The sequence below is a fragment of the Pseudomonas sp. V98_8 genome, assembly GCF_029967975.1.
Lineage (GTDB): Bacteria > Pseudomonadota > Gammaproteobacteria > Pseudomonadales > Pseudomonadaceae > Aquipseudomonas > Aquipseudomonas umsongensis.
Genome location: NZ_JASCAE010000046.1, coordinates 60,093 through 80,706, shown reverse-complemented (window position 1 = coordinate 80,706; position 20,614 = coordinate 60,093). Strand labels below are relative to the sequence as shown.

Annotated in this window: 13 protein-coding genes and 3 pseudogenes; 9 read left to right on the top strand and 7 right to left on the bottom strand. The window is 58.4% G+C overall.

Translation table 11 applies throughout. The features are described 5' to 3' along the window. Nucleotides 1-307: 307 nt before the first annotated feature. Complete coding sequence (locus QLG10_RS14965) at nt 308-1,804, top strand: DUF1254 domain-containing protein (protein WP_282487618.1); 1,497 nt, start codon at nt 308-310, stop codon at nt 1,802-1,804. Nucleotides 1,805-1,927: 123 nt separating this feature from the next. Further along, nucleotides 1,928-2,194: pseudogene (locus QLG10_RS14960) on the top strand (LLM class flavin-dependent oxidoreductase); the annotation flags it as partial. Nucleotides 2,195-2,232: 38 nt separating this feature from the next. Here QLG10_RS14960 and QLG10_RS14955 read toward each other — a convergent pair. Both QLG10_RS14955 and QLG10_RS14950 read right to left on the bottom strand, forming a co-directional pair. Then, nucleotides 2,233-2,416 (bottom strand): annotated as a pseudogene (locus QLG10_RS14955) (potassium transporter); the annotation flags it as partial. Between the two features lie 194 nt (nt 2,417-2,610). Next, complete coding sequence (locus QLG10_RS14950; RefSeq protein ID WP_025569629.1) at nt 2,611-2,913, bottom strand: hypothetical protein; 303 nt, start codon at nt 2,911-2,913, stop codon at nt 2,611-2,613. 486 nt (nt 2,914-3,399) lie between these two features. Here QLG10_RS14950 and QLG10_RS14945 point away from each other — a divergent pair. Next, nucleotides 3,400-3,570: pseudogene (locus tag QLG10_RS14945) on the top strand (FAD-dependent oxidoreductase); the annotation flags it as partial. A 305-nt stretch (nt 3,571-3,875) separates the two neighbouring features. Further along, complete coding sequence (locus QLG10_RS14940) at nt 3,876-6,461, top strand: EAL domain-containing protein (RefSeq protein ID WP_282487617.1); 2,586 nt, start codon at nt 3,876-3,878, stop codon at nt 6,459-6,461. 177 nt (nt 6,462-6,638) lie between these two features. Here the strand turns inward: QLG10_RS14940 and QLG10_RS14935 are convergent, their stop codons facing one another. Continuing rightward, nucleotides 6,639-7,640 carry a zinc-dependent alcohol dehydrogenase family protein gene (locus tag QLG10_RS14935; RefSeq protein ID WP_282487616.1) on the bottom strand — a complete coding sequence of 334 codons (1,002 nt, stop codon included), beginning with the start codon at nt 7,638-7,640 and terminating at the stop codon, nt 6,639-6,641. A 106-nt stretch (nt 7,641-7,746) separates the two neighbouring features. Here QLG10_RS14935 and QLG10_RS14930 point away from each other — a divergent pair, with 106 nt between their 5' ends. Both QLG10_RS14930 and QLG10_RS14925 read left to right on the top strand, forming a co-directional pair. Beyond that, complete coding sequence (locus tag QLG10_RS14930) at nt 7,747-8,646, top strand: LysR family transcriptional regulator (protein ID WP_110752297.1); 900 nt, start codon at nt 7,747-7,749, stop codon at nt 8,644-8,646. A gap of 334 nt (nt 8,647-8,980) precedes the next feature. Continuing rightward, nucleotides 8,981-9,640, top strand: a complete 660-nt coding sequence (locus QLG10_RS14925) for a carbonic anhydrase (RefSeq protein WP_110752299.1) — start codon at nt 8,981-8,983, stop codon at nt 9,638-9,640. 245 nt (nt 9,641-9,885) lie between these two features. On the opposite strand, the gene QLG10_RS14920 is transcribed toward QLG10_RS14925, so the two are convergent. The 3 genes from QLG10_RS14920 to QLG10_RS14910 form a co-directional block, all read right to left on the bottom strand. Then, nucleotides 9,886-10,779: a transporter substrate-binding domain-containing protein gene (locus tag QLG10_RS14920; RefSeq protein ID WP_248678656.1), complete on the bottom strand. Its 894-nt coding sequence runs from the start codon at nt 10,777-10,779 to the stop codon at nt 9,886-9,888. Nucleotides 10,780-11,777: 998 nt separating this feature from the next. Next, entirely contained in the window at nt 11,778-12,770 is a 993-nt protein-coding gene (locus QLG10_RS14915) for a TerC family protein (RefSeq protein WP_248678657.1), read from the bottom strand. A gap of 360 nt (nt 12,771-13,130) precedes the next feature. Beyond that, nucleotides 13,131-14,984 carry a DUF1302 domain-containing protein gene (locus tag QLG10_RS14910; protein ID WP_317451682.1) on the bottom strand — a complete coding sequence of 618 codons (1,854 nt, stop codon included), beginning with the start codon at nt 14,982-14,984 and terminating at the stop codon, nt 13,131-13,133. 287 nt (nt 14,985-15,271) lie between these two features. Here QLG10_RS14910 and QLG10_RS14905 point away from each other — a divergent pair, with 287 nt between their 5' ends. From QLG10_RS14905 to QLG10_RS14895, 3 genes are all read left to right on the top strand, one after another. Further along, on the top strand, nt 15,272-16,819 hold the full coding sequence (locus QLG10_RS14905; protein ID WP_110752307.1) for an AMP-binding protein: 1,548 nt from the start codon (nt 15,272-15,274) through the stop codon (nt 16,817-16,819). A 13-nt stretch (nt 16,820-16,832) separates the two neighbouring features. Then, complete coding sequence (locus QLG10_RS14900; RefSeq protein ID WP_110752309.1) at nt 16,833-17,996, top strand: acyl-CoA dehydrogenase family protein; 1,164 nt, start codon at nt 16,833-16,835, stop codon at nt 17,994-17,996. Between the two features lie 109 nt (nt 17,997-18,105). Beyond that, complete coding sequence (locus QLG10_RS14895; RefSeq protein ID WP_110752311.1) at nt 18,106-19,362, top strand: MFS transporter; 1,257 nt, start codon at nt 18,106-18,108, stop codon at nt 19,360-19,362. 29 nt (nt 19,363-19,391) lie between these two features. Here the strand turns inward: QLG10_RS14895 and QLG10_RS14890 are convergent, their stop codons facing one another. Then, on the bottom strand, nt 19,392-20,345 hold the full coding sequence (locus QLG10_RS14890; RefSeq protein ID WP_188263650.1) for a LysR family transcriptional regulator: 954 nt from the start codon (nt 20,343-20,345) through the stop codon (nt 19,392-19,394). Nucleotides 20,346-20,614: the final 269 nt, after the last annotated feature.

Sequence of the window (20,614 nt, the reverse complement as noted above, 5' to 3'; positions counted from 1 at the left end):
GTCACTGTTTCTTTTTCGCCGGCTTGTCTGCCTTGTCTTTCTTGTCGGATGACTTCGAAAGAGCCGAGGCCGCAGCGGGTTTCCTTTGCTTCGAAATCGACGACCCTCTCCAATTGGGGGGGGAGAAACCAGGGAGTAGGGAACACAGTGTTTGCTCATCGACAGCGGGTAAAGGCACCCGTGATGCAACAGACCGACCCGGCTTGCGTTTCGTTGAGCGGTTGTAATCGAGTGAGGTCGGTGCATGGCGCAGCCTGATTCGCAACAAGACGATCGATGATCGCTTGGATAATCGAAGGAGAGAGAGATGTCAGGAACATCCAGGGCACTGGGACAGATGCTGCCGATCGCAATGGCGGCGCTGCTCGGCACCGCCGCACCCGTTGTGCTCGCCCAGGCAGAAGCCGTGCCCTCGCAAGCTCTGGTACTGCCGTCAGGACCAGCCGAAAATACCCGTATCACCGAAGCATACGCTCGCCTGGTGGCGCGTGATGCCTGGTTCTGGGCCTGGCCGATGGTCAACATGTACAATCGGCGCCTGGCGTACGCCAAAGCCCCCGAGCAAGGGCTCATTGGCGGCACGCTGCCAATCGCCCCTCACAATCGCCTGACCATGCTCAGCGATTACATCAAGCCGGATCAGCGCTCCATCGCCTGTCCCAACCAGGACGTTGTTTACGGCGCTGGTTACCTGGCGCTCAATGACAGCCCGGTGGTCATCCAGATACCTGACTTCGGCAAACGATTCTGGGTCATTCAACTCTCCGATCTGCGCACTGAAAGCATTAATGGCCTGGGCGTAATGTACGGAACCAAACCCGGTTTTTATCTGGTCGTGGGGCCGAATTGGCAGGGTACGGTGCCCAAGGGCATTACCCGAGTGATCCGGACTCAATCCAATGCCGCCTTCGTCGGCCCACGCGTTTTTCAAGATGACACGCCGCAGGACAGGCAAGCGGTGCAAGAGGTCATCCAAGGCATCAACGTCTATCCAGTCGCCGAATACGACGGCACCCTGAAACGCCAGGACTGGCGAAAGCTGCCTGTCTTCCCGAAGCGCGATGACGCCAGGGGCGAAACCCGCTGGGTGCGTCCCGACGTCTTTTTCGATCAGTTGTCGGCCGTATTGGACCTGGTACCGGCGGTGGCTGGCGAGGCGGCGCGTTATGCGCAAGTATTGGCCGTGATCGCCGCTGCGCAGAAAAATCCGGAACTGAAGCAGGCCATGATCGACGAGGCGGAAAAAGCCGATCGGGAACTGATCGACCCATTGCTACAGTTCCGCAACTGGGGCATTGAGCTACCCCATCACTGGTCCACCATCACCAATGGGGCACACTTTGGCACCGACTATTTCACACGCACCGCCGTGGCGAAGTCGAACATCCTGGTGAATGCACCCAACGAGACACGGTACTTCTATCAAGACCTCGATGCAGCCGGCATGCGTCTCAACGGTGCGACTGCTTACACGGTCACCTTCGCGAAGGGACAATTGCCGCCCGTGAAGGGCTTCTGGTCGCTCACTGCGTATGACTCTGCACACTTTTTTGTGCCCAACCCGCTCAACCGTTATTCGCTCGGCACGAAAAACCAGGATCTGAAGACCAATGCTGACGGCTCGCTGACATTCTACGTACAGGCCGAGTCGCCAGGCGCGGACAAGGAAAGTAATTGGCTACCGGCACCGAAAGGGGCGGACTTCTCCCTCTTCCTGCGAGCTTATTGGCCGGATGATGCAATTACGCAGGGCCTCTGGACACCCCCGGCAATCGAAAAGCGTGCGGTCGATACCTCCAGCTGACAGATCGCCAGCGAGCGGGAGAAATCCCGTTCGCAGGGGCGATTTTTTTCAACGCAAGGGGCTGCCATCAGGGTTTTCGATGTCGTTGACTTGCGGGCTGGTCGTTGGAGGCTGGCAGCGTCTTGTGGCTCTGTGTACAAGCCCTTTACTCAGTCGCTGTACATCGATCTCGATGAGAATCCGTCCACGCCACCCACACGTATCCATTTGGGGTTCAGACTTGGACGTTACCATCTACGGTTTTTGCTGGAGTCGCATGAGGAAATCGGCGTGGACCACGTCATTCTCAATCTCAAATATGGCAAGCTCCCTGCGGCGGAGGTTATTGAGGAATTGGGTACGCACATCGTTGCGCAGTTCGGAGTGCAGCCGCGTCCGGCAGCGCACTGAACATCGGTCACTGCTACGCCGACGAATGCTCACTTGACGAAACCATAAGGTGTCGCGGCGCGGATGACCTCCGGATCTATATCAATTATGGAGATCTTCGCGCCATGAGCGACCGGTGCCCGGCAAGTAATTTACCCCTACCCAGCCTAAACCAATGATGAGCACATCGCCTTGCAGATTCTGTGCGGCTTCCACGCCGTCCATGGACACGATTTGCGCGCGTATCCTTTCACTTATACCGAGCGCGCAAGCATGGCATGAATCCTGGACACGGCACTTTAGCCATGACATTTGTCTTAAATAAAAGTGTTTTAATTGTTCACCGCCCGTGACAGCAGCAGGCCCAAGCGATCCTGATTTTCATACAAGACATCGTGAGCCTCCCCGAACTGAATGGAACTTCCTGTTGGATTTGCTTAACCGGGCAGCTTGGCCGCAAGGACGTCAACCTTCTCGATTGATGGCGGTTCAGCAAACAGCTCGGCAGCGTTTGCCATAAGCGCCGCCGCGACCTTGCCCGAAAGATGAGCCTGCCGGCCCGCTTCATCCGGGAATGCGTCAAAGATGCCAAAGGTGGACGGCCCCAAGCGGATTCCAAACCAGGCTGTAGTGGCTGGCTCCTCCTCCACTAAAGGAAGGCCGCTCAAGAGAAAGCGCTCCACCTCTTTCTCTTTCCCAGGTTTTGCTTCCAGACGAACGAACAACGCTACTTTGACCATGACGTGGCTCCTGTTGTTACGATGCGGCTGGTGCTATCTGGTCGCAATAGCTAAAAGGGGCATCCGGCTATTAACTATGGTCGACGACACCAGGATTACAAACCCAAAGAGACCAAGGGTAGCGTCGCATGTCGCTCGGAGACTGAGAATGACGTAGTGGGCCGCGCGCAAGCCGCAGTCCAGCCGCTTGATCACTTTTCCCGAGCTGTGGCCTGATAATAAAGACTCAACGATATCTGAAATTCAGGAGAACATAACAGATCATGGTTACTGTCAGGCCGACCAATATGTACTCGACACGCTCACGCGCTTATCTTGCTGCCATTTCAGGCGGCGTTTTAACACGATGATTTTGGCAGCTATTTCGCCACTTCAGACAAATCTACATCTGCTTTCTGGACGACAACTGCTGTCCGTTACGACAAGCAGAAGTCGACCAGAGGCAGACACTGAAACCGCCTTCAGGTCGACAGAATGAAGGTTGATATGGGAAATGCCCTGGACAAACGAGTCGTTGTCATTAGCGCCGGCATCGTGGGCGTTTCGCCGGCGTATCACCTGGCTGATAAAGGCGCGAATATCACCTTGGTTGAGGCTGAAGGTATCGCGTCGGGAGTGATTGGGGGTTCACTCGCATGGATCAACATCCTATACGGATAACGTGACCCCATTGCAGCACTGCGCGGAGCAGCAATCAAAGATGCGGCTCGTGCAGCGATGGTGCTGTACTTAACGAATAGTCGAGATCGGTCTTCGGGAAGCTGAGCGGTAGCCTTTGCGAATATTGTCACTGACCGCTTTTGGCCGGTTTCTGCCTTTCTTGAGAGGCGTACTCGACCCGAAGCTGCCATCCAGGTCTACCTGACCTACTTGAGGGTGATCCATTCAATCCCCTCAAACTTGTCACCGCGCGGCCGATAGCCTGATACCCCTTCTGCCTCAATGCCTAGCGATGTCACCCCATGCCTGAACACCCACCTTCTGTCCTTGGCTTAGCGCACCGTCGCTCAAGTGTGAGCATCATTCGTGTTTCACTGTTCAAATTCGTTGGCTTGCTGACGGGGGTGTTTTTCCTCGCCGGTTATTTGATTCTCTACCTGGCGCACGACCTGGATCGCAACGAGGAAACCGAAAGCGCGTTCTATACCAGGAAAGCCGTGCAAGGCCTGGAGAAGTCCATAAGCGCCACGGTCAAGGATTACGCGTTCTGGGGCGATGCCTATAAGCATCTGCACGTGAGGGTCGACACCGATTGGGCCTACGTACGGCAGAATGTCGGGCCCACGCTTTATACCGACTTCGGATTCCAAGGCATATTTGTCGTCAACGCCGCCGACCAGACGGCGTATTCCGTAGTCGATGGGCAACTGACGTCGGACGACGCTCGCGGTTGGCTCAAGCAAGCGCTCCCTGACATATTGCTTAAAGCCCGTGCGGGTGCCGAAGCGGAAACGCCGACGACCCTTTTCATCAATATCGGTGGTCGACCCGCGCTGGTGGGCGCGGCCGCGATTACCCCCGGCACGGATCCGACGGTGACACCCGATGACAAGCCGCCTTCGGTTTTGATCTTCGTTGACATCCTCGAAGACGACAGGCTGGAAACACTGGGCAAGGACTACGGGGTGGATGAACTACGCATCGCTACGGCCGCCGAACTTCAGGGGCGTTCAGTCCTGGCGCTCGGTGAAAACGGCGTTGCCGGGAGCTTGCACTGGGAGCCGCCAAAACCGAGCGAACGCCTGCTTGGCCTGGGCTTGCCCTTGGTCGGCATTGCTGCGCTGCTGGTGTGCCTGATGGCCTGGGCGATACTGCGCCGCACGACTGCCAGTGCTCAGGCGCTCGATGCCAGTTACGACTCATTGCAGCGCAGTCAGTCTGCGTTGGCCATCAGCGAGGCGCGCTTTCGAGACGTAGCAGAGGCCAGTACCGATTGGATCTGGGAGATTGACAGGCAGGGGCGCTTTACCTATTTGTCCGAGCGATTTGAATGTGTCTCGGGTCTGTCCAGGCATGACTGGTTGGGCGCACCCATGGATCAACTGCTGTGCACTGAGCTTGGCACGGTGACCCAGTGGCTTTGCATCCCCAATCGTCGCCCGGATATCAGCGTCCAGTGCCGCTATGTCGATCCCAAGGGCCAGCACCGCATCACCCGCCTGTCCGCCAGAGCGATGGATGACAAGGGATTTCGGGGCACGGCGACAGATGTCACTGAAGAAGTCGAGTCGCGTCGACGCATTGAATTTCTCTCCCAACATGATTCGCTTACCGGGCTGCCGAACAGGACTCGGCTCAGAGAGTTTCTCGATGGCAAACTCAAGACGCAGCCCACAGCCGAGCGGCCGTTGGTTATGCTCAGCCTCGACCTTGATCGATTCAAGCCGGTCAATGACCTGCTGGGCCACGCGGCGGGCGATGCGGTGTTGAGCGAAATCTCTCGCCGTCTTGCCAACCGCGTTCGCCATGGGGATCTGGTAGCGCGTATCGGCGGCGATGAGTTCGTGCTGATTTTGACGGATCTCAAAGGACAGGACGAAGTAGAAGCGTTGTGCCAGCGCCTGATCGAATCGATCGAAAGACCGATTCAGGTCGGCGACCAGGAGGTGTTCGTCAGCGCGAGCATCGGTATCGCAATGGCGCCCACTGATGCCACCGAAGCCACCGAGTTGCTTCGCTACGCGGATATCGCGCTGTATGAGGCTAAGTCGGGTGGTCGCAATACCTGGCGATTCTATGCTGGCGACATGAACTCGAAGATCGTCGAACGCCGCCGCCTGGAGAGCGACCTGCGTTTCGCCATCAAGCACGGCGAGTTGCGCTTGCATTTCCAGCCGCGCTTTCGTATTGCGGATGGCAAAATGGTGGGCGCTGAAGCGCTGGTGCGCTGGCAGCACCCGGAACGTGGCTTGATTGCGCCTGATACGTTCATTCCGATTGCTGAAGAAACAGGGTTGATTCTGGCCTTGAGCAACTGGGTCCTGGAGACCGCTTTGCGGTACGCCTCCAGCTGGCCTGATCAGCTGTTTGTTTCTGTCAACCTTTCTCCCACCGAGTTCAAGCGCGGCAGTCTGGTCGAGCGCGTACAGCGGGCATTGCACCAGTCGGGAATTGAGCCAGGGCGGGTGGAGCTTGAGATCACTGAAAGCGTTATGTTGGAAGATCCCCAGGGCGCTCTGGAGATCATGCGAACGCTCAAACGCCTGGGCATCCGCATCGCCATGGATGACTTTGGCACAGGGTATTCATCACTCAGCTACCTGCGCACGTTCCCGTTCGACGGACTGAAGATTGACCGAAGCTTTTTATCTCGATTGGGAGCTACCGACGACGACAGGTCCGTTATCGAAGCGATCGTAGGCCTGGGTCACGCTCTTTCTCTAACCGTGACCGCCGAGGGGATCGAGACCCAGGAGCATCTGTCATTGTTGAGGTCTGTGCTATGCGATGAGGGCCAAGGCTACTTTCTTAGCCGCCCCTTGGATACGGATGGCTTCAGCGCTCTGGTTCGGGTGACCGAGGGCGCTGCGCTGACCGTTAAACCATGAGCGGAACATCGGCGGTTGATTGGACCGCTTTTGCGAAGAAGCGCCTTGCCCACGTCAGCTTCTGGCCGATGATTGCCTGTCGTGAAGGACGGCAATCGACCCAATATAGAGAGTTGGCAAGGACTGCCTTCGGCCAGGCGCGGTCCATGCTGGCCGGATACGTTGGCAGTCTCGGCTCTATTCACTCACCAACTGGATTATCGTCTTGCCCTTGGCGCGGCCTTGCGCGACCTGGCGGAAGGCGTCGTTGACCTTATCCAGTGCAAACCATTGCTGATCCACCCGGATCGTCAGTTCCCCTGCATCTGCCAGCACAGCCGCCTCGTGCAGGATGGCGCCATGGTGTTCGCGGCCCTTGCCGGTAAGCAACGGCGTCAGGGTGAACACACCCGAATAGGTGGCGCTTTTGAACGATAGCGGTGCGAGGCTGTGCTGGCCCCAACCGAGGCAACTCAGTACGTGCCCGGTATAGGGCTTCACGGCCTTGAATGATGCATCCAGCGTGCTGCCGCCCACGGTGTCATAGACGATGTCGAAACCTTCCCCGGCCGTATACTGCTCGACATAGGCCTCGACACTCTGCTCCTGATAGTCGATCGCGGTAGCCCCCAGCGAGCGAATGAAGTCGAGACTGCCCGCCGAACCGGTGGCGTAGACTTTGGCACCACGCGCCTTGGCCAGTTGGACAGCCATTTGGCCGACCCCGCCTGCGCCGCCATGAATCAGCACTTTGTGGCCAGCGTGGACGTTCGCGCGATCCACCAAACCTTCCCAGGCAGTGATGAACACCAAAGGCAGGGCAGCCGCTTCGCGCATGCCGAGTGCTTTTGGCTTTGGTGCAATCAGCCGGGCATCCACGGCGATGTACTCGGCCATGGTGCCCTGGGCCCCACCGATACCCCCGGCCATGCCGAAGACCTCCTGGTCAGGCGTGAAGCCCTCGGCCGCCTCGCCCAGCTCGACGACCGTGCCGGCCAGATCCAGGCCGAGCACCGCCGGCAGTGCCTGACGGGCGTGCGCCCCTGCACCGGTGGCGATCTTGGTATCGAGCGGGTTGACCCCGGCGGCGTGAACCCTTACGAGGACCTGCCCCTTACCGGGAACCGGGCGGGCAATGCGGCGCACGACCAGTGGGGCCTGGGCGGACTCGGCGACAGCGGCAAGCATGGTCTGACTCATGATGTGAACCTCAGTTGAGTGGATGCTCACAGGTTGCTCTGACTCCTCCATTCCGATAAGAAGCTAACTTTGCATATCAGTTATTCCCAAAAGAGACCTGGTGACGATGGATTTGTTCGACAGCATGCGCATCTTCGTACGTGTCGTGGAGCGTGGGTCTTTTTCGGCAGTGGCTCGGGAGCTGAACATCGGGCAACCGGCAGTGAGCAAGCAGGTCCGTGCTCTGGAGAAGTACCTGGGCGGGCCAGTGTTCGCCCGCAGCACCCGGCACCTGGCGCTGACCGACCAGGGGCAACGTTTCTACGGTCACTGCCAGGAAATTCTCGGGCACCTCGAAAGCGCCACTCGCAGCTTTGCCAGCGGTCAGGAGCAGATCGCTGGCCCGCTGCGCGTCGCCGCACCGGTCAGCTACGGGAGGTTATGCATAGCACCTCTTATCGGCATTTTTCTGCAGCGCTATCCTGATGTGCGGATCGATTTGCGGTTGAGCGATCACAATGAAGACCTACTCATGGAGAACATCGATCTGGCGATCCGGATCGGGGTGGTGAAGAGCGAGGGACTGGTGGCCGTGTCCCTGGGCACCAGCCCCCGACGGGTATACGCCTCGCCTACATATCTGCAACGCCACGGCGTGCCACTCGAGCCGGGTGAACTGGCAGCCCACAACTGCATCGGCTTCACCTTGCTGGAGCACTACGACCGCTGGCGCTTCACGCAAAAGGCGGACGAGTTCGATATCGCCATCACAGGCAACGTCACCAGCAACAGCAGCGAGGCCATTCGTGAAATGGTGCTCTGCGGCTTGGGCATCTCCCTCTCTCCACAATGGCTGTTCGAAGCAGACGTTGAACAAGGCAGCGTGCAGAGTGTGCTCGACAATTACTTGGCCGCGGCACTGCCAGTCAGCGCAGTGTTCAGTCGAGAGCGGCGACATTCGGCACGGGCAATGGCGTTCATCGGTTTTCTGCGGGAGCACCTGCAAGTTTTCCCAGACGGGGCATAGGCCCGCCCCCAATGGTGCAATCGGAATGGCTTTCGGCCAGGTACCGTACAGGGTTGGATCAAGGTCGATGGGCTGTCATCCACGCTTTGACTATTCGAGCGTATTGCCGAGTTTTCTGCCTGACAAGCTATCCCTTGTTCCAAGGCTGATGTTGGTTCAGGCCAGCGAAAGATGAATGGCGGCTACCAGGGGGCTTCGGACATCCTCCGCGCGGGCCTCGGCTCGGAGCCCACCGTTGATCGAATACAGCCAATTGCGCGCAAGGTCTGCAATAATGACGGCCACCGCGGCACGAACTCGTGCCCTCATCCGGCATTCGGGTTTGGAGAACTCCATGCGTGACATTATTGACGGCTTTCTGCGTTTTCAGCGCGATGTCTATCCGCAACGCGTCGAGCTTTTCAGGCAGCTCGCGACGACACAAAATCCGAAGGCGTTATTCGTCACCTGCTCGGACAGTCGTGTTGTGCCCGAACTCCTTACACAGCGCGAACCGGGCGAACTGTTCGTGATTCGTAACGCCGGCAACATTGTGCCGTCGTATGGTCCCGAGCCCGGCGGCGTCTCGGCCACCGTCGAATATGCGGTCGCAGTCCTCGGCGTACAGGACATCGTGATCTGCGGCCACTCAGACTGCGGAGCGATGGGCGCGATTTCACGCTGCACGTGTCTGGACCATCTCCCGGCGGTCGCTAACTGGCTACGTCACTCCGACGCCGCGAAAGCGATTAACGCGGCGCATGAGTTCGACACGCCCCGCGCGAAGCTCGACGGCCTCGTGCGAGAAAACGTAATCGCACAACTGGCGAATCTGCGTACCCACCCATCGGTGGCACTCGCGCTCGAGCAGGGGCGAATGAATCTGCACGGCTGGGTCTACGACATTGAGGCTGGTTGCATTGATGCGCTTGATGGCGCGACACGACAATTCGTTTCACTTGCCGATTCGCCGAACACCGTGGCGATCGCTGCACGCAACGGCAGACAGATGTAGTGGTGACAGGCAAGTGAGGGTGGTCGCATTACTTCCGGAACATTTTCGCCCCGGCTAAGGTCTGCGAAGTTGCATTGTCTCTATCGGACAAGTTTGGGAGAAGACCATCCGTTCGAATGCCTGCCCGACGGGACTGGCGAGCGACCGGAACTGGCCGATTTCCGCCCTTCACGATAGGCAGAAATCGGCCAATTCCGGACCTTGGTGCTTTCGCTTCAAAGAAGACGTTCGCACCCACTCAAGCATTACAGCACTGGTTTGTCACTCCGCGCCTCGAGATTGGCTTTGAGCTGTTCGCTCATCGGCATGTTCAAATTCATTCCTTTTGGAGGAATCGGTGATTGAAACCACTTAGTGTATAGCCTTGCGAATTCGCCCGACTTCATGAGGCGGGTTATGGTGTCATCGACCAATTCCTTGAATTCAGGATCATCTTTGCGAAGCATGCAGCCATAGGGTTCTACTTGCAGCGCATCACCCACGACTTCGAGCGAGTCGGGATTTTTGGAGTTCGCCATGAGGCCAAACAGCAGGACATCGTCCATGGCAAACGCCACGGCACGATCATTCTCAACCAGCGCCAAGGAGTCGTTATAGTCTTTGCCCAAGACGACCTGTACGTCTAGATTGTTGTCGGCACTGTATTGACGGAGGACCTTCTCGTTCGTGCTGCCGGCGGTGCTGGCAACAGTCTTCTTTGCGAGATCGGCGTAGTTCTTTATGCCGGAGGTCTTCTTAGTCAATAAGCGCGTGCCGGTGTAGAAATGGCTAATTGCAAAAGCGACGTCCTTCCCACGCGCAGCGTTGTTAGTGGTGGAACCACACTCCAGATCGTATGTGCCGTTGACCAGCAACGGAATGCGGGTTTGCGAAGACACGGGAATGTAAACCACTTCCAAGTTCGGCTTCTTGAGCTTCCTGCGCACATCATCAACGATGGCATCGGTTAAATCGACTGAGAAACCCACGGCTTTGGTGGGGCTAATCAAGTAGCTGAAAGGTACCGATGCCTCGCGGTAAGACACGGTAATTTTGTTACTGTCGGCAACTTTTTCGAGTGTCTGCGCATTGGCGTGAGATGCGATGGCAGACAAGCCTGCGGCGAGGATTGTCGCTGCTACGAAATATGAGGTTTTCATAGGGCTCCCTTGAAAGCATGAAAAAGACAAAAACTTATCAAAAACACACTGACAAACGTAAAGGGTGAGCTCAAATTTCCGGCGTGGCTAAGAAAGGTCATTGGAAATCAAAAAGGTACGCCCAGGGACGGTAAAAACTTTGCGCCAGATCAAAGAACTGAATCATGTTGCGAAATCGCGCGAATTCCATCGGGATGTTCGGGCGGCAGATTAGGTAGTTTTCATTAAATTTATACCGTTCGGACCACCGGTTTCACTAGCACTGCAACGACTGAATTAACTGCTCGTGCATCCTCACGGAGAGGCCTGATCGGCGCGTCAGCTTAGGACTCCACGCTGCCGATTGGAGTATTGGGGGTTGCGAAAACGAGGGAAGATGTTTCACTGCCACTTAGGCGCATCTAAAGCCTGGGGCTTAACGTATCGATCAACATGGACGCCGAGCGACGATGCTGCGTAGCAGTGGGCTAGGCCAGACCGTGAATGTCTGCTTCCCAAGCCTGCCGCTTCCGCTTTGCGTCGATTTTTGCCTGTCGTATCCGTCAGGTCGAGTCGAGATCGGCCGTCCTGCCGGGTGAAATCAAGCTGGGATCAAGCAATCCTATCGATGGTCAATCTAAAGCATTTTGACAATCTGCTTCCGGCCAAAATCGACCCCTGCCCCCAATAGAATTATCCCCATGATGGATTGGAACGTCTAACGACAAAGGCCATTAAAACAAAGGCTCACAGCAACGCTCCATCTCCAACGTACCAATTCTGTACCACCAATCCTTCTCAATCTAATTTTTCGCTATGGTTAACTGCGCGGCATCAGGCAGATAACGACCCGAAGCTGCCCTTCATGGAGCGCAGATCTTCCTGGTCACGGAAAGTATCCCGAAAAGGGAACGGAGCCCGGGCGATATCCGCTGCAAGCGTAACTGGCATATATTTTCCAATCCCGGCCCGCGCGCCGGGTTTACTGTTTTCGTTTGGCGGCCGACATCTTTCTGGATCTAAACCTGGGGGCCAGCGGAGGTTTGGTCGCGGGTTTTCCAAAGCGATAGCAGCACACCGCCCAGCAGCAAAGCCACCGTCACGCCCAGAGAAAGGACTGCCGGAATCTTGCCGATTATGCCGACCATGAAGATCTTGCCGCCGATAAACACCAGCACCAGCGCCAGGGCGTACTTGAGGTAGGCGAAGCGGTGGATCATCGCCGCCAGAGCGAAATACAGCGCACGTAGGCCGAGGATGGCGAAAATGTTAGAGGTGTAGACGATGAAGGGGTCCTGGGTGATGGCAAAGATCGCGGGCACGCTGTCCACAGCGAATACCAGGTCGGCACACTCGATCAGCACCAAGGCCAGGAACAACGGCGTCGCCCAGACCACGGACTTGCCACTGGCATCCATCTGGTGGACGAAGAAGCGCCCTTCATGCAAGTGATCGGTCACCCGCATGTGTTTGCGCAGGAACTCCACCAGCAAGTTATCGCTAAGGTTCGGGTGGGCATCGACCTTGCTGAACAGCATCTTTACCCCGGTCAACAGCAGGAAGATGCCGAACACATAGAGAATCCAACTGAACTCGGCGATCAGCGCTGCACCGAGGCCAATCATGATAGCGCGCAGCACTATTACACCGAGAATGCCCCAGAACAGCACCTCGTGCTGATACTTACGCGGAATTGAGAGAAAACTGAAGATCATCGCCATCAGGAAAACGTTGTCCATCGACAACGATTTCTCGATAAGAAAGCCGGTATAAAAATCCATCCCGGCATCACCGCCCTTGACCTGCCAGACCCAGAGGCCGAACAGCAAGCCAGCCGTGATATAGCCAGCAGACAGCAGCAGGCTTTCACGAACACCGATTTCTCGATGCTCACGGTGTAGCACCCCGAGGTCGAAGATCAACAGGCCCAAGACGATGCTGACGAAAACGAGCCACAACCAACTGGCGGTGCCGAGAAACTCGGCAAAAAAGAACGGTTCCAGGGCAGTCATGAGCCCCTCCTCTAATGTCGAAGTTGTACAAACTGCAACTCCGACATGGCAGCGATTCGCTGTCAGAGGGGCCCGGCGTTGTGAGGAAAAATTTAGAGAGGCGCGTGTGGTTTCTCAATCACTCAAGGGTTGCAAGTTATTTCAATAAGGGAGGCCGCAATTGAGGTCGGAATGACGATTGACAGAGATTGAACAGTCCCGGCTCTCTGGAGAAGTATAGAGACGGCCATCATAGTCGGAGCATATAGGTCCGCTTCTGGCCGATTGCAGCCTGCCACGATGGGCTGCAATCGACCCATTGCTGCCTGTCGTAATTGGTGTGGAATGTTTATGCATGGGGCGTTATTCCTTTGGTAAGGATTAGAAGGAGGCGCCGACACTGATCGCCGCGAAGTCGCGATCACCGCGGGTCCCGTAGCTGCCGTCGATGTAATCGGTATAAGAGAGGCTCAGCGAATACTTGCTCATGAATGTCGCGTCCAGGCCCAGGCTCACCGAGCGCGAACCTTCGTTGAACGCCGAACCGTCGCCTGGCGAGTAACCCTTGACGTCATGGGACCAAGACAGGTTCGGGCGCAGGTCCAGTCCCTGCATCACGCTTGAGTAACTCCAGGTTGCACGCAGTCGATAACCCCAGGAAAAGGGCGTGACGAAACCTTCGTTATTGCAGTACTCAGGGCTGTTGGAAATGCTCAGGCAAACGCTGTTGTTGGCCAGTTCGCCACTGTTGTAGGCACCGGATCGGCCGTAACGGGGCCCGTATTTTCCTTCCAGGCCGCCGACATAGGTCGCGCCGATTTCGCCCACCAGCAGCAGCTGGTTCGCCCCCATCACCTGGCCAAGGGAATGCATCGCAGAGACTTGCGCCTGGGTGACTTCCTTGCGCCGGTAACCGTTGAACAGGGTCGAGTCGGTAGTCGGGCGCAGGCCGGGTTCGGACAACGGGCTGCGGCCTTCAACGTTGAGCAGTGACTGCAGCACATCGGTGCCGTTGAGCTGCACGGGCATGTTCGGGCGATAGCTGAGCTCGCCCTGAAGCGCCGTGCCGGTGCGCAGGTTGGTGGAGAAAGTCAGGCCGTACAAGCGAATGTCCTCAGGGTACTGCGCGAGGTACTGGGAGGTCCCCATGCGCAACGCGCCCGCCAGGGACTGGCCTGAGCTGGACGTCAGAAACGCGCCGCACCCGGCCGAAGGCACACCGAGATTGCTGCACAACTGCGGGGCGAAAGCGTTGTTGCTGAAGTACGGGCTGCTGACGGTGCCCAGATAAGGCGAGCGGCTGTGGTAGTTGGCGGCATACACACCGAATTCGGCGTCCAGCAGTGCGACATACCAGCGCAGCGACAAGCCCCACTGACCACTGTTGCGAGCATCCTGATCGCCTGCTCGGGGGATGCGTACGCCTTCCTCGTTCATGACCACGCCAAAAGGTCCAAGCCCTCGGTTTGCCGCTGCGAGGTTGACCTGTCGACCGCCGACATCGAGGCTTTCGCAACCCTCGGGAATGAAATCGTTGCCCGAAAAAAATGTGCCGCAGTTGTCCAGTTGCGTCTGTTCCCAATCCAACTGATAGAACGCATCAAGGGACAGCGCTTCATTGATGTTTTGGGTCACGTACAGCAGGTTGACCGGCACCAATGCGTCCTTGACCTCCGAACCCGGTCGACGCAACGCCGCCTGGTTGAAGGGGTTCACGACGTTCAAGCCACCCTGGATGAAAATGCTTTCGCCCCAGTTCACCACTTGTTTGCCAAGACGTGCCGAGCCTGGCTCACCGCTGATGTCGTAGAGGCGATAGACGAAAGCATCGAGCCACTGGAACCCGGCCGTCTTCGCCGAGGTTTTGCGGTTGTGGTCGTCGATGTCCTTGAAGCGTTGGCTGTGATCGCGCTGCGCCGTGTCGTACCAATAAGTACCGCGCACGAAAATGCCCAGGTTGTCGTGTTTGAGTTCCAGGTCGTGGGTACCTTTGAAGACCGTCGAGAACACGTCACCGGATCGATAATTACGCCGACCGTCATTACCGTTGGGGGCTGCCACCTGCAGTTTGTCCGGATTGGCGGTGCTGACGCCGACGCCCAGTGCCAGAGCAGAATCGAACTGGCCTTCTATCTCACCCAGTTCGAATTGCATGGCGCCGACGGGGGCTGCGAGCAGGCTGCACGACAGTAAAACTAGCGAGGACCGGAATCGGTCGGGAACGATAGCGTTCACTCTTAACCTCTTATTGTGTTTATTAGAGAGTGAGGGGATGAAGCACCGAGACCGAGCGAACAGGTTGGTCTCGGTGGCGAGGGGATGATAGGGAGGCGCCGGATTGGCTCACAAATAGCGTCTTTGGATCGTTGCCATAACACTTCGGCATGGGGCTCCGGAGTGACCGGTACACCCAGTTCGGCCAGCTAAAAAAGCTATACCCGGCATCAGTAACTGGTATTACGTTCGCCGTTGCGACGCTGTTTAGGATCGCCCCAGTCCTAACAGTCGACGAGAACAACAACGTGAACCTTGGAAACCTAATCAGTCGAAGTGCCAAGTACTGGCCAGAGCGAACGGCCGTCATCGATCGTCACACCCGAGTGACCTTCGCACAGCTGGAACAGCGCACCAATCAACTGGCCTCGGCGTTACTGGCCCAGGGCATCGACTCTGGCGAACACGTCGCCATACTTGCCGAGAACCGGGTCGAGCTGGTCGAGGCCGAAGTGGCTTTCTACAAGGCCGGCCTGGTCAAGGTGCCGGTCAACGCGCGCCTCTCGCTGGACGAAGTCATCCAGATTCTTAACGATTCCTGCAGCGTTGCGCTGATCACTACACCGGTGTTTGCCCAAGCTTTGGCCGCGCAACGGGCGCAGGTGCCTGCGCTGCGTCTCATCGTGGCGTTGGCAGAGGCGGGCGGCGACGTCGCCTACCCGACGCTGCTGAACCTGGGTGACACCAAACCGGTTAGTTGCGATCCGCCTGACGATGCACTGGCTGTGTTGCACTACACCTCTGGCAGCTCCGGTGTGTTGAAAGCGGCGATGCTCAGTGTCGGCAATCGCAAGGCGCTGATCCGCAAAAGCATCGCCAGCCCCACCCGGCGCGCGGCGCCTGGCGATGTCATGGCGCACGTCGGGCCGATCACCCATGCCAGTGGCATGCAGTTGATGCCATTGCTGGCGGTGGGTGCCTGCAACCTGCTGCTGGAACGCTACGACGATCGATTGCTGCTTGAGTCGATTCAACGCGAAGGCGTCACCCGGTTGTTTCTGGTGCCCGCGATGATCAATCGACTGGTGAACTTCCCCGGTGTGGAACGCTACGACCTGAGCAGCCTGCGCCTGGTCATGTACGGCGCAGCACCGATGGCGCCTTCGCTGGTCAAGCGCGCCATCGAAGTGTTCGGGCCGATCCTGGCGCAAGGGTATGGCGCCGGTGAAACCTGTTCGCTGGTCACTGTGCTCACCGAGCAGGACCATCTGTGCGAGAACGGCGACTATCGACGCCTGGCGTCCTGCGGCCGCTGTTATTTCGAGACGGACTTGCGGGTGGTCAATGACGAATTCCAGGATGTGAAGCCGGGCGAGATCGGCGAAATCGTGGTCAAGGGCCCGGACATCATGCAGGGCTATTGGCGGGCGCCCGAGTTGACCGCCGAGGTGATGCGCGACGGGTACTACCTCAGCGGCGATCTGGCGACGGTCGACGATGAGGGTTACGTGTTCATCGTGGATCGCAAGAAGGAAATGATCATTTCCGGCGGGTTCAACATCTACCCGACCGAAGTCGAACAGGTGCTCTACAACCTGCCGCAAGTTTACGAGGCCGCCGTCGTCGGTGTGCCGGATGAACAGTGGGGCGAAGCGGTGCGAGCCGTGATCGTGCTCAAGCCGGGTACCAAGCTCAGTGAAAGCGAGGTCATCGAGCATTGCGCGCAGACCCTGGCCGGGTTCAAGAAACCCCGCGCCGTGGATTTCGTCACCGAGCTGCCCAAGAACCCCAACGGCAAAGTTGTTCGCCGTCTTATCCGCGATGCCTACTGGCAACACAGCGACCGTCGCATCTGAACAGGAGATCACCATGTACCAGCCAAGTGAAAAGGCCAGCCAGATCATCGAGGCCATCGGTGGCTTCGTTCGCGACGAAGTCCTGCCCCTGGAACAGCGCGCAGGCCTGAGCTGGGCCGAGCCGCATCCGCACGAAGTGCTCAAGGAGGTCTGGAAGCGTTCCTGCGAGCAGGGTTTCTACAACATCATGCTGCCCGAGGCCATTGGCGGCGCCGGGCTCAATGTTTCGGATCTGTGCGCGGTGAAAGAAGCCACCGTGCTGACTGGCTCCATGCTGGCGCCGCATATCCTCGGAGAGTTATCCGGGCCGCCGCGCGTTGGCCATCTGTTCAAGGTGGCGAGCCCTTTCCAGGTAGAGGCTTTTCTGCAACCGGTATGCCGGGCTGAGAAAGCCGTATGTTTCGCGCTGACCGAGAGTGAGGCAGGTTCCGACGCCACGGCGATCAAGACCCATGCCCGTCGCGACGGCGACGATTACGTCCTCAACGGCAGCAAGCGCTTCATCTCGGGTGCTCCCTATGCCGATATCGCGGTGCTGCTGGCGGTCACCGGACCGGGTGGCGGCGCCCAGGGCATCTCGGCATTCTTCGTAGATCTCAAGGCGTCAGGTGTGCGGATCGAAAGCGACTACTCTGTGATGTCCGGTGGTGGTGCTCACGGCGATATTTTCCTGGACGACGTCCGGGTGCCGGTGGCCAACCGGATTGGTGAGGAGGGGCTGGGGTTCAAGCTGGCGATGGGACGCATCACGCTCAATCGTCTGCTGCATTGCCCGACGATGCTGGGCCTGGCAGGGTTGGCTTTGAACCTGTCGATTGATTACGCCCGCACGCGCAAGCAGTTCGGCCAGCCGATCGCAATGTTCCAGTCGATCAACCACATGATTGCCGACATGGCGACGGAACTGCATGCTGCGCGCAGCATGGTCTATGCGACCGCAGCGGTGAACGACGCAGGCGGCGATATCCGTACGCAGGCACCGATGTGCAAGCTGTTCGTCTCGGAGACCGCATTCCGTATCGCCGACCGGGCGGTGCAGATTCACGGTGGTGCGGGGCTGCTGCGCGGCAATGCGGTGGAGTGGATCTTCCGCGCGACCCGCATGATGCGCATCCTGACCGGTACCAGTGAAATTCAGCGCAATACCATTGCCAAAGGCGTTCTGATGCCTGGCTAGCAGTGCCGCCGCACGTCCGGTTGCAACTGGCCGGACGCTCAGACAAAAACAATAACGAGAGACAACCATGACTCACTCTGACACCCCCGGACGTTCAGGCACGGCCTGGATGGTTGCGGTACTGCTGGCACTGCTGATGCTGGTCAACTTCCTCGACAAGGTGGTCATCGGCCTGGTCGCAGTGCCGATGTCCAAAGAGCTTGGCCTGTCACCGACCGAGTTCGGCCTGGTGGGCGGCGCCTTGCACTGGTTCTTCGCTATTTCCGCAGTGGTCGGTGGCTTCATGGCCAATCGCCGGCCGACCCGCACGCTGCTCTTGGGCATGGGCGCGTTTTGGGCGTTGATCCAGTTGCCGATGCTGTTTGTTACATCCTTGTGGGCCATCGTGGCCTGTCGCGTGCTGCTGGGCATAGGCGAGGGGCCGGCGTCGCCGGTGGCGACCCACGCCCTGTACAAGTGGTTTCCCAATGACCGACGCAACCTGCCGGTGGCGCTATTGCATACCGGCAGTGCCTTCGGCCTGCTGGTCGCCGGCGCGATGATCCCCTGGGTCAGCGTGCATTACGGCTGGCGCATGAACTTCATCGTGCTGGCCGCCATCGGCGCGGTGTGGTGCGTGCTGTGGTGGCTGCTGGGACGCGAAGGCACGCTCGATCGTATTCGCCCTGGCCAGTTGAAGCAGGATGACGAGCGTGTGCCTTATCGAAAGTTGCTTACTGACAGCACGGTGCTGAGTAATTACCTGTGCCATTTCGCGGCCAACTGGTCATTGGCGCTGACCCTGACCTGGGTGCCGAGTTATCTGGAAAACGGCCTGGGTATCGATCCGATCATGACCGGCCGTGTGTTCGTGTTGTTTGTGGTCGTCACCACGCCGCTGAGCCTATTCATGGCCTGGCTTTCGCAGCGCCTGATGCGCGGCGGCATGGCGACGCGATGGTCGCGAGGCGCTTTCGTTTCGTTTTGTCTGATCGCCAGCGGTCTGCTCAGCGCTGCGCTGTTTCTACCGGGGCTATCGAGCATTGAACGGATCGTCTGCCTGACATTCAGCGGCGGTCTGGCGCTGGTGATGTACTCGGTGGGGCCGGCCATGCTCGCCGAGTTCACGCCGGGCAGCCAGCGCGCGGGAATTCTGGCGATCGGCAATGGCATCGCCTCGCTGGCCGGTCTGTCGGCACCGGTGGTCACCGGAATCCTGGTGCAGGGCGCCGGTGCCGAGCATCCGGCCGGTTATGGCGAGGGGTTTCTGGTCTGCGGCGCGGTGCTGGTGGTGGCGGGGCTGATCGGGTTGTGGTGGATGGATCCGCAGAAAACCCGCGAGCGGCTGCGAAATGTCGTCGGTGTCGCGCAGCCTCGGGTCAATTGAAACGCCGGGCGCTGCGCGATGCGGCGCCCTTACTGATCGCTCGTGTTCCGCTCTTCCTCCAGCGTACGTTCGATCAGACTGCCTTTCCAGCGGTCATCGCGCACCGCCTCGATCAAGAGCCCGCGCACCAAGTCGCGCATGCAGGTAGCCGCGAACGACAGCGGTTTGTGCTGCGAATGGGCCAGGGAAATGGTGCGGGTGATCCGTGGTTCCACGATCAGTCGTGCCGAGATCGGTTGCAGCAGTTCGGTAAGCGGTGGCCAGTTGCTGATGGTTGCCGCAAGGCCTGCACGCACCAGGCTGCTGATGCCCGGCGCCGACTGCTGCTCATAGCTCGAATCGAGCGTCACTCCGGCCTCCATCGCCGATTGCTCGATCCGCCGACGCAGGTGCAGGGCACGCGGTGGCATCACCAGCCGCGTGGCCGCCGCTTCGGCAAGCGTTATCGGCGAGTCGTCCGACTCAAGGGCAGGGGTGCCGACCCAATACAGGTCTTCAGTGAAGACCGGCTCGGCAATGACATGATCCAGCTCTTCGGCGTTGGGCACGACGCCGAAATCCACTTTGCCCAGTTCAATCGCCTGACCGCCTTCGCGACTCAAGCCATCCCATACCGTGAGTTTGATTCCCGGAAACTTGGCCTGTGCCTGGGTGATGATGGGCGGCAACAACAGCGCGGACGCGGTGGCCGGAATGGAAATCGAAACGTGACCCATCGGGTTGCCGCGACTCGACTTGAGCTCGTCCTTCACCGAATCGATCTGTTGGATCACCGACCGCGCCACTTCGTACAGCTGCCGTCCTGCATCGGTCAACTCAATGCCATCATGCTGACGGGCCAGCAGTTGCATATCCAGTTCGCTTTCCAATAAACCGATTTGGCGGCTCAGGGCAGGCTGGGCGATGAACGCCCGGCGTGCGGCATTGGAGAAGCTTCCAGCTTCGGCAATGGCGATCAGGTAACGCAGCTGTTTCAAAGTCATGGGCAAATCTCTGGCTATGCCGAAGTGCTATGGCAACTATCTGAAGACGCTATTTGTCGGGCCCCAGGGGCCTACTTAGTATCCATTGATACACATCCAGAGGCTATCCGACCACTCGAAAAGAATGATTTGCCACCTGTCCCGGCAGCCTTTTCAACGGTATCCGCCGGGACCTCCAGCTGTTCACTCTCTGATAAACACAATAAGAGGTTAAGAGTGATGACAACCCGCAATCGAGGTGTATTCCGTCCGTCCCTGAGGCCCGTCTC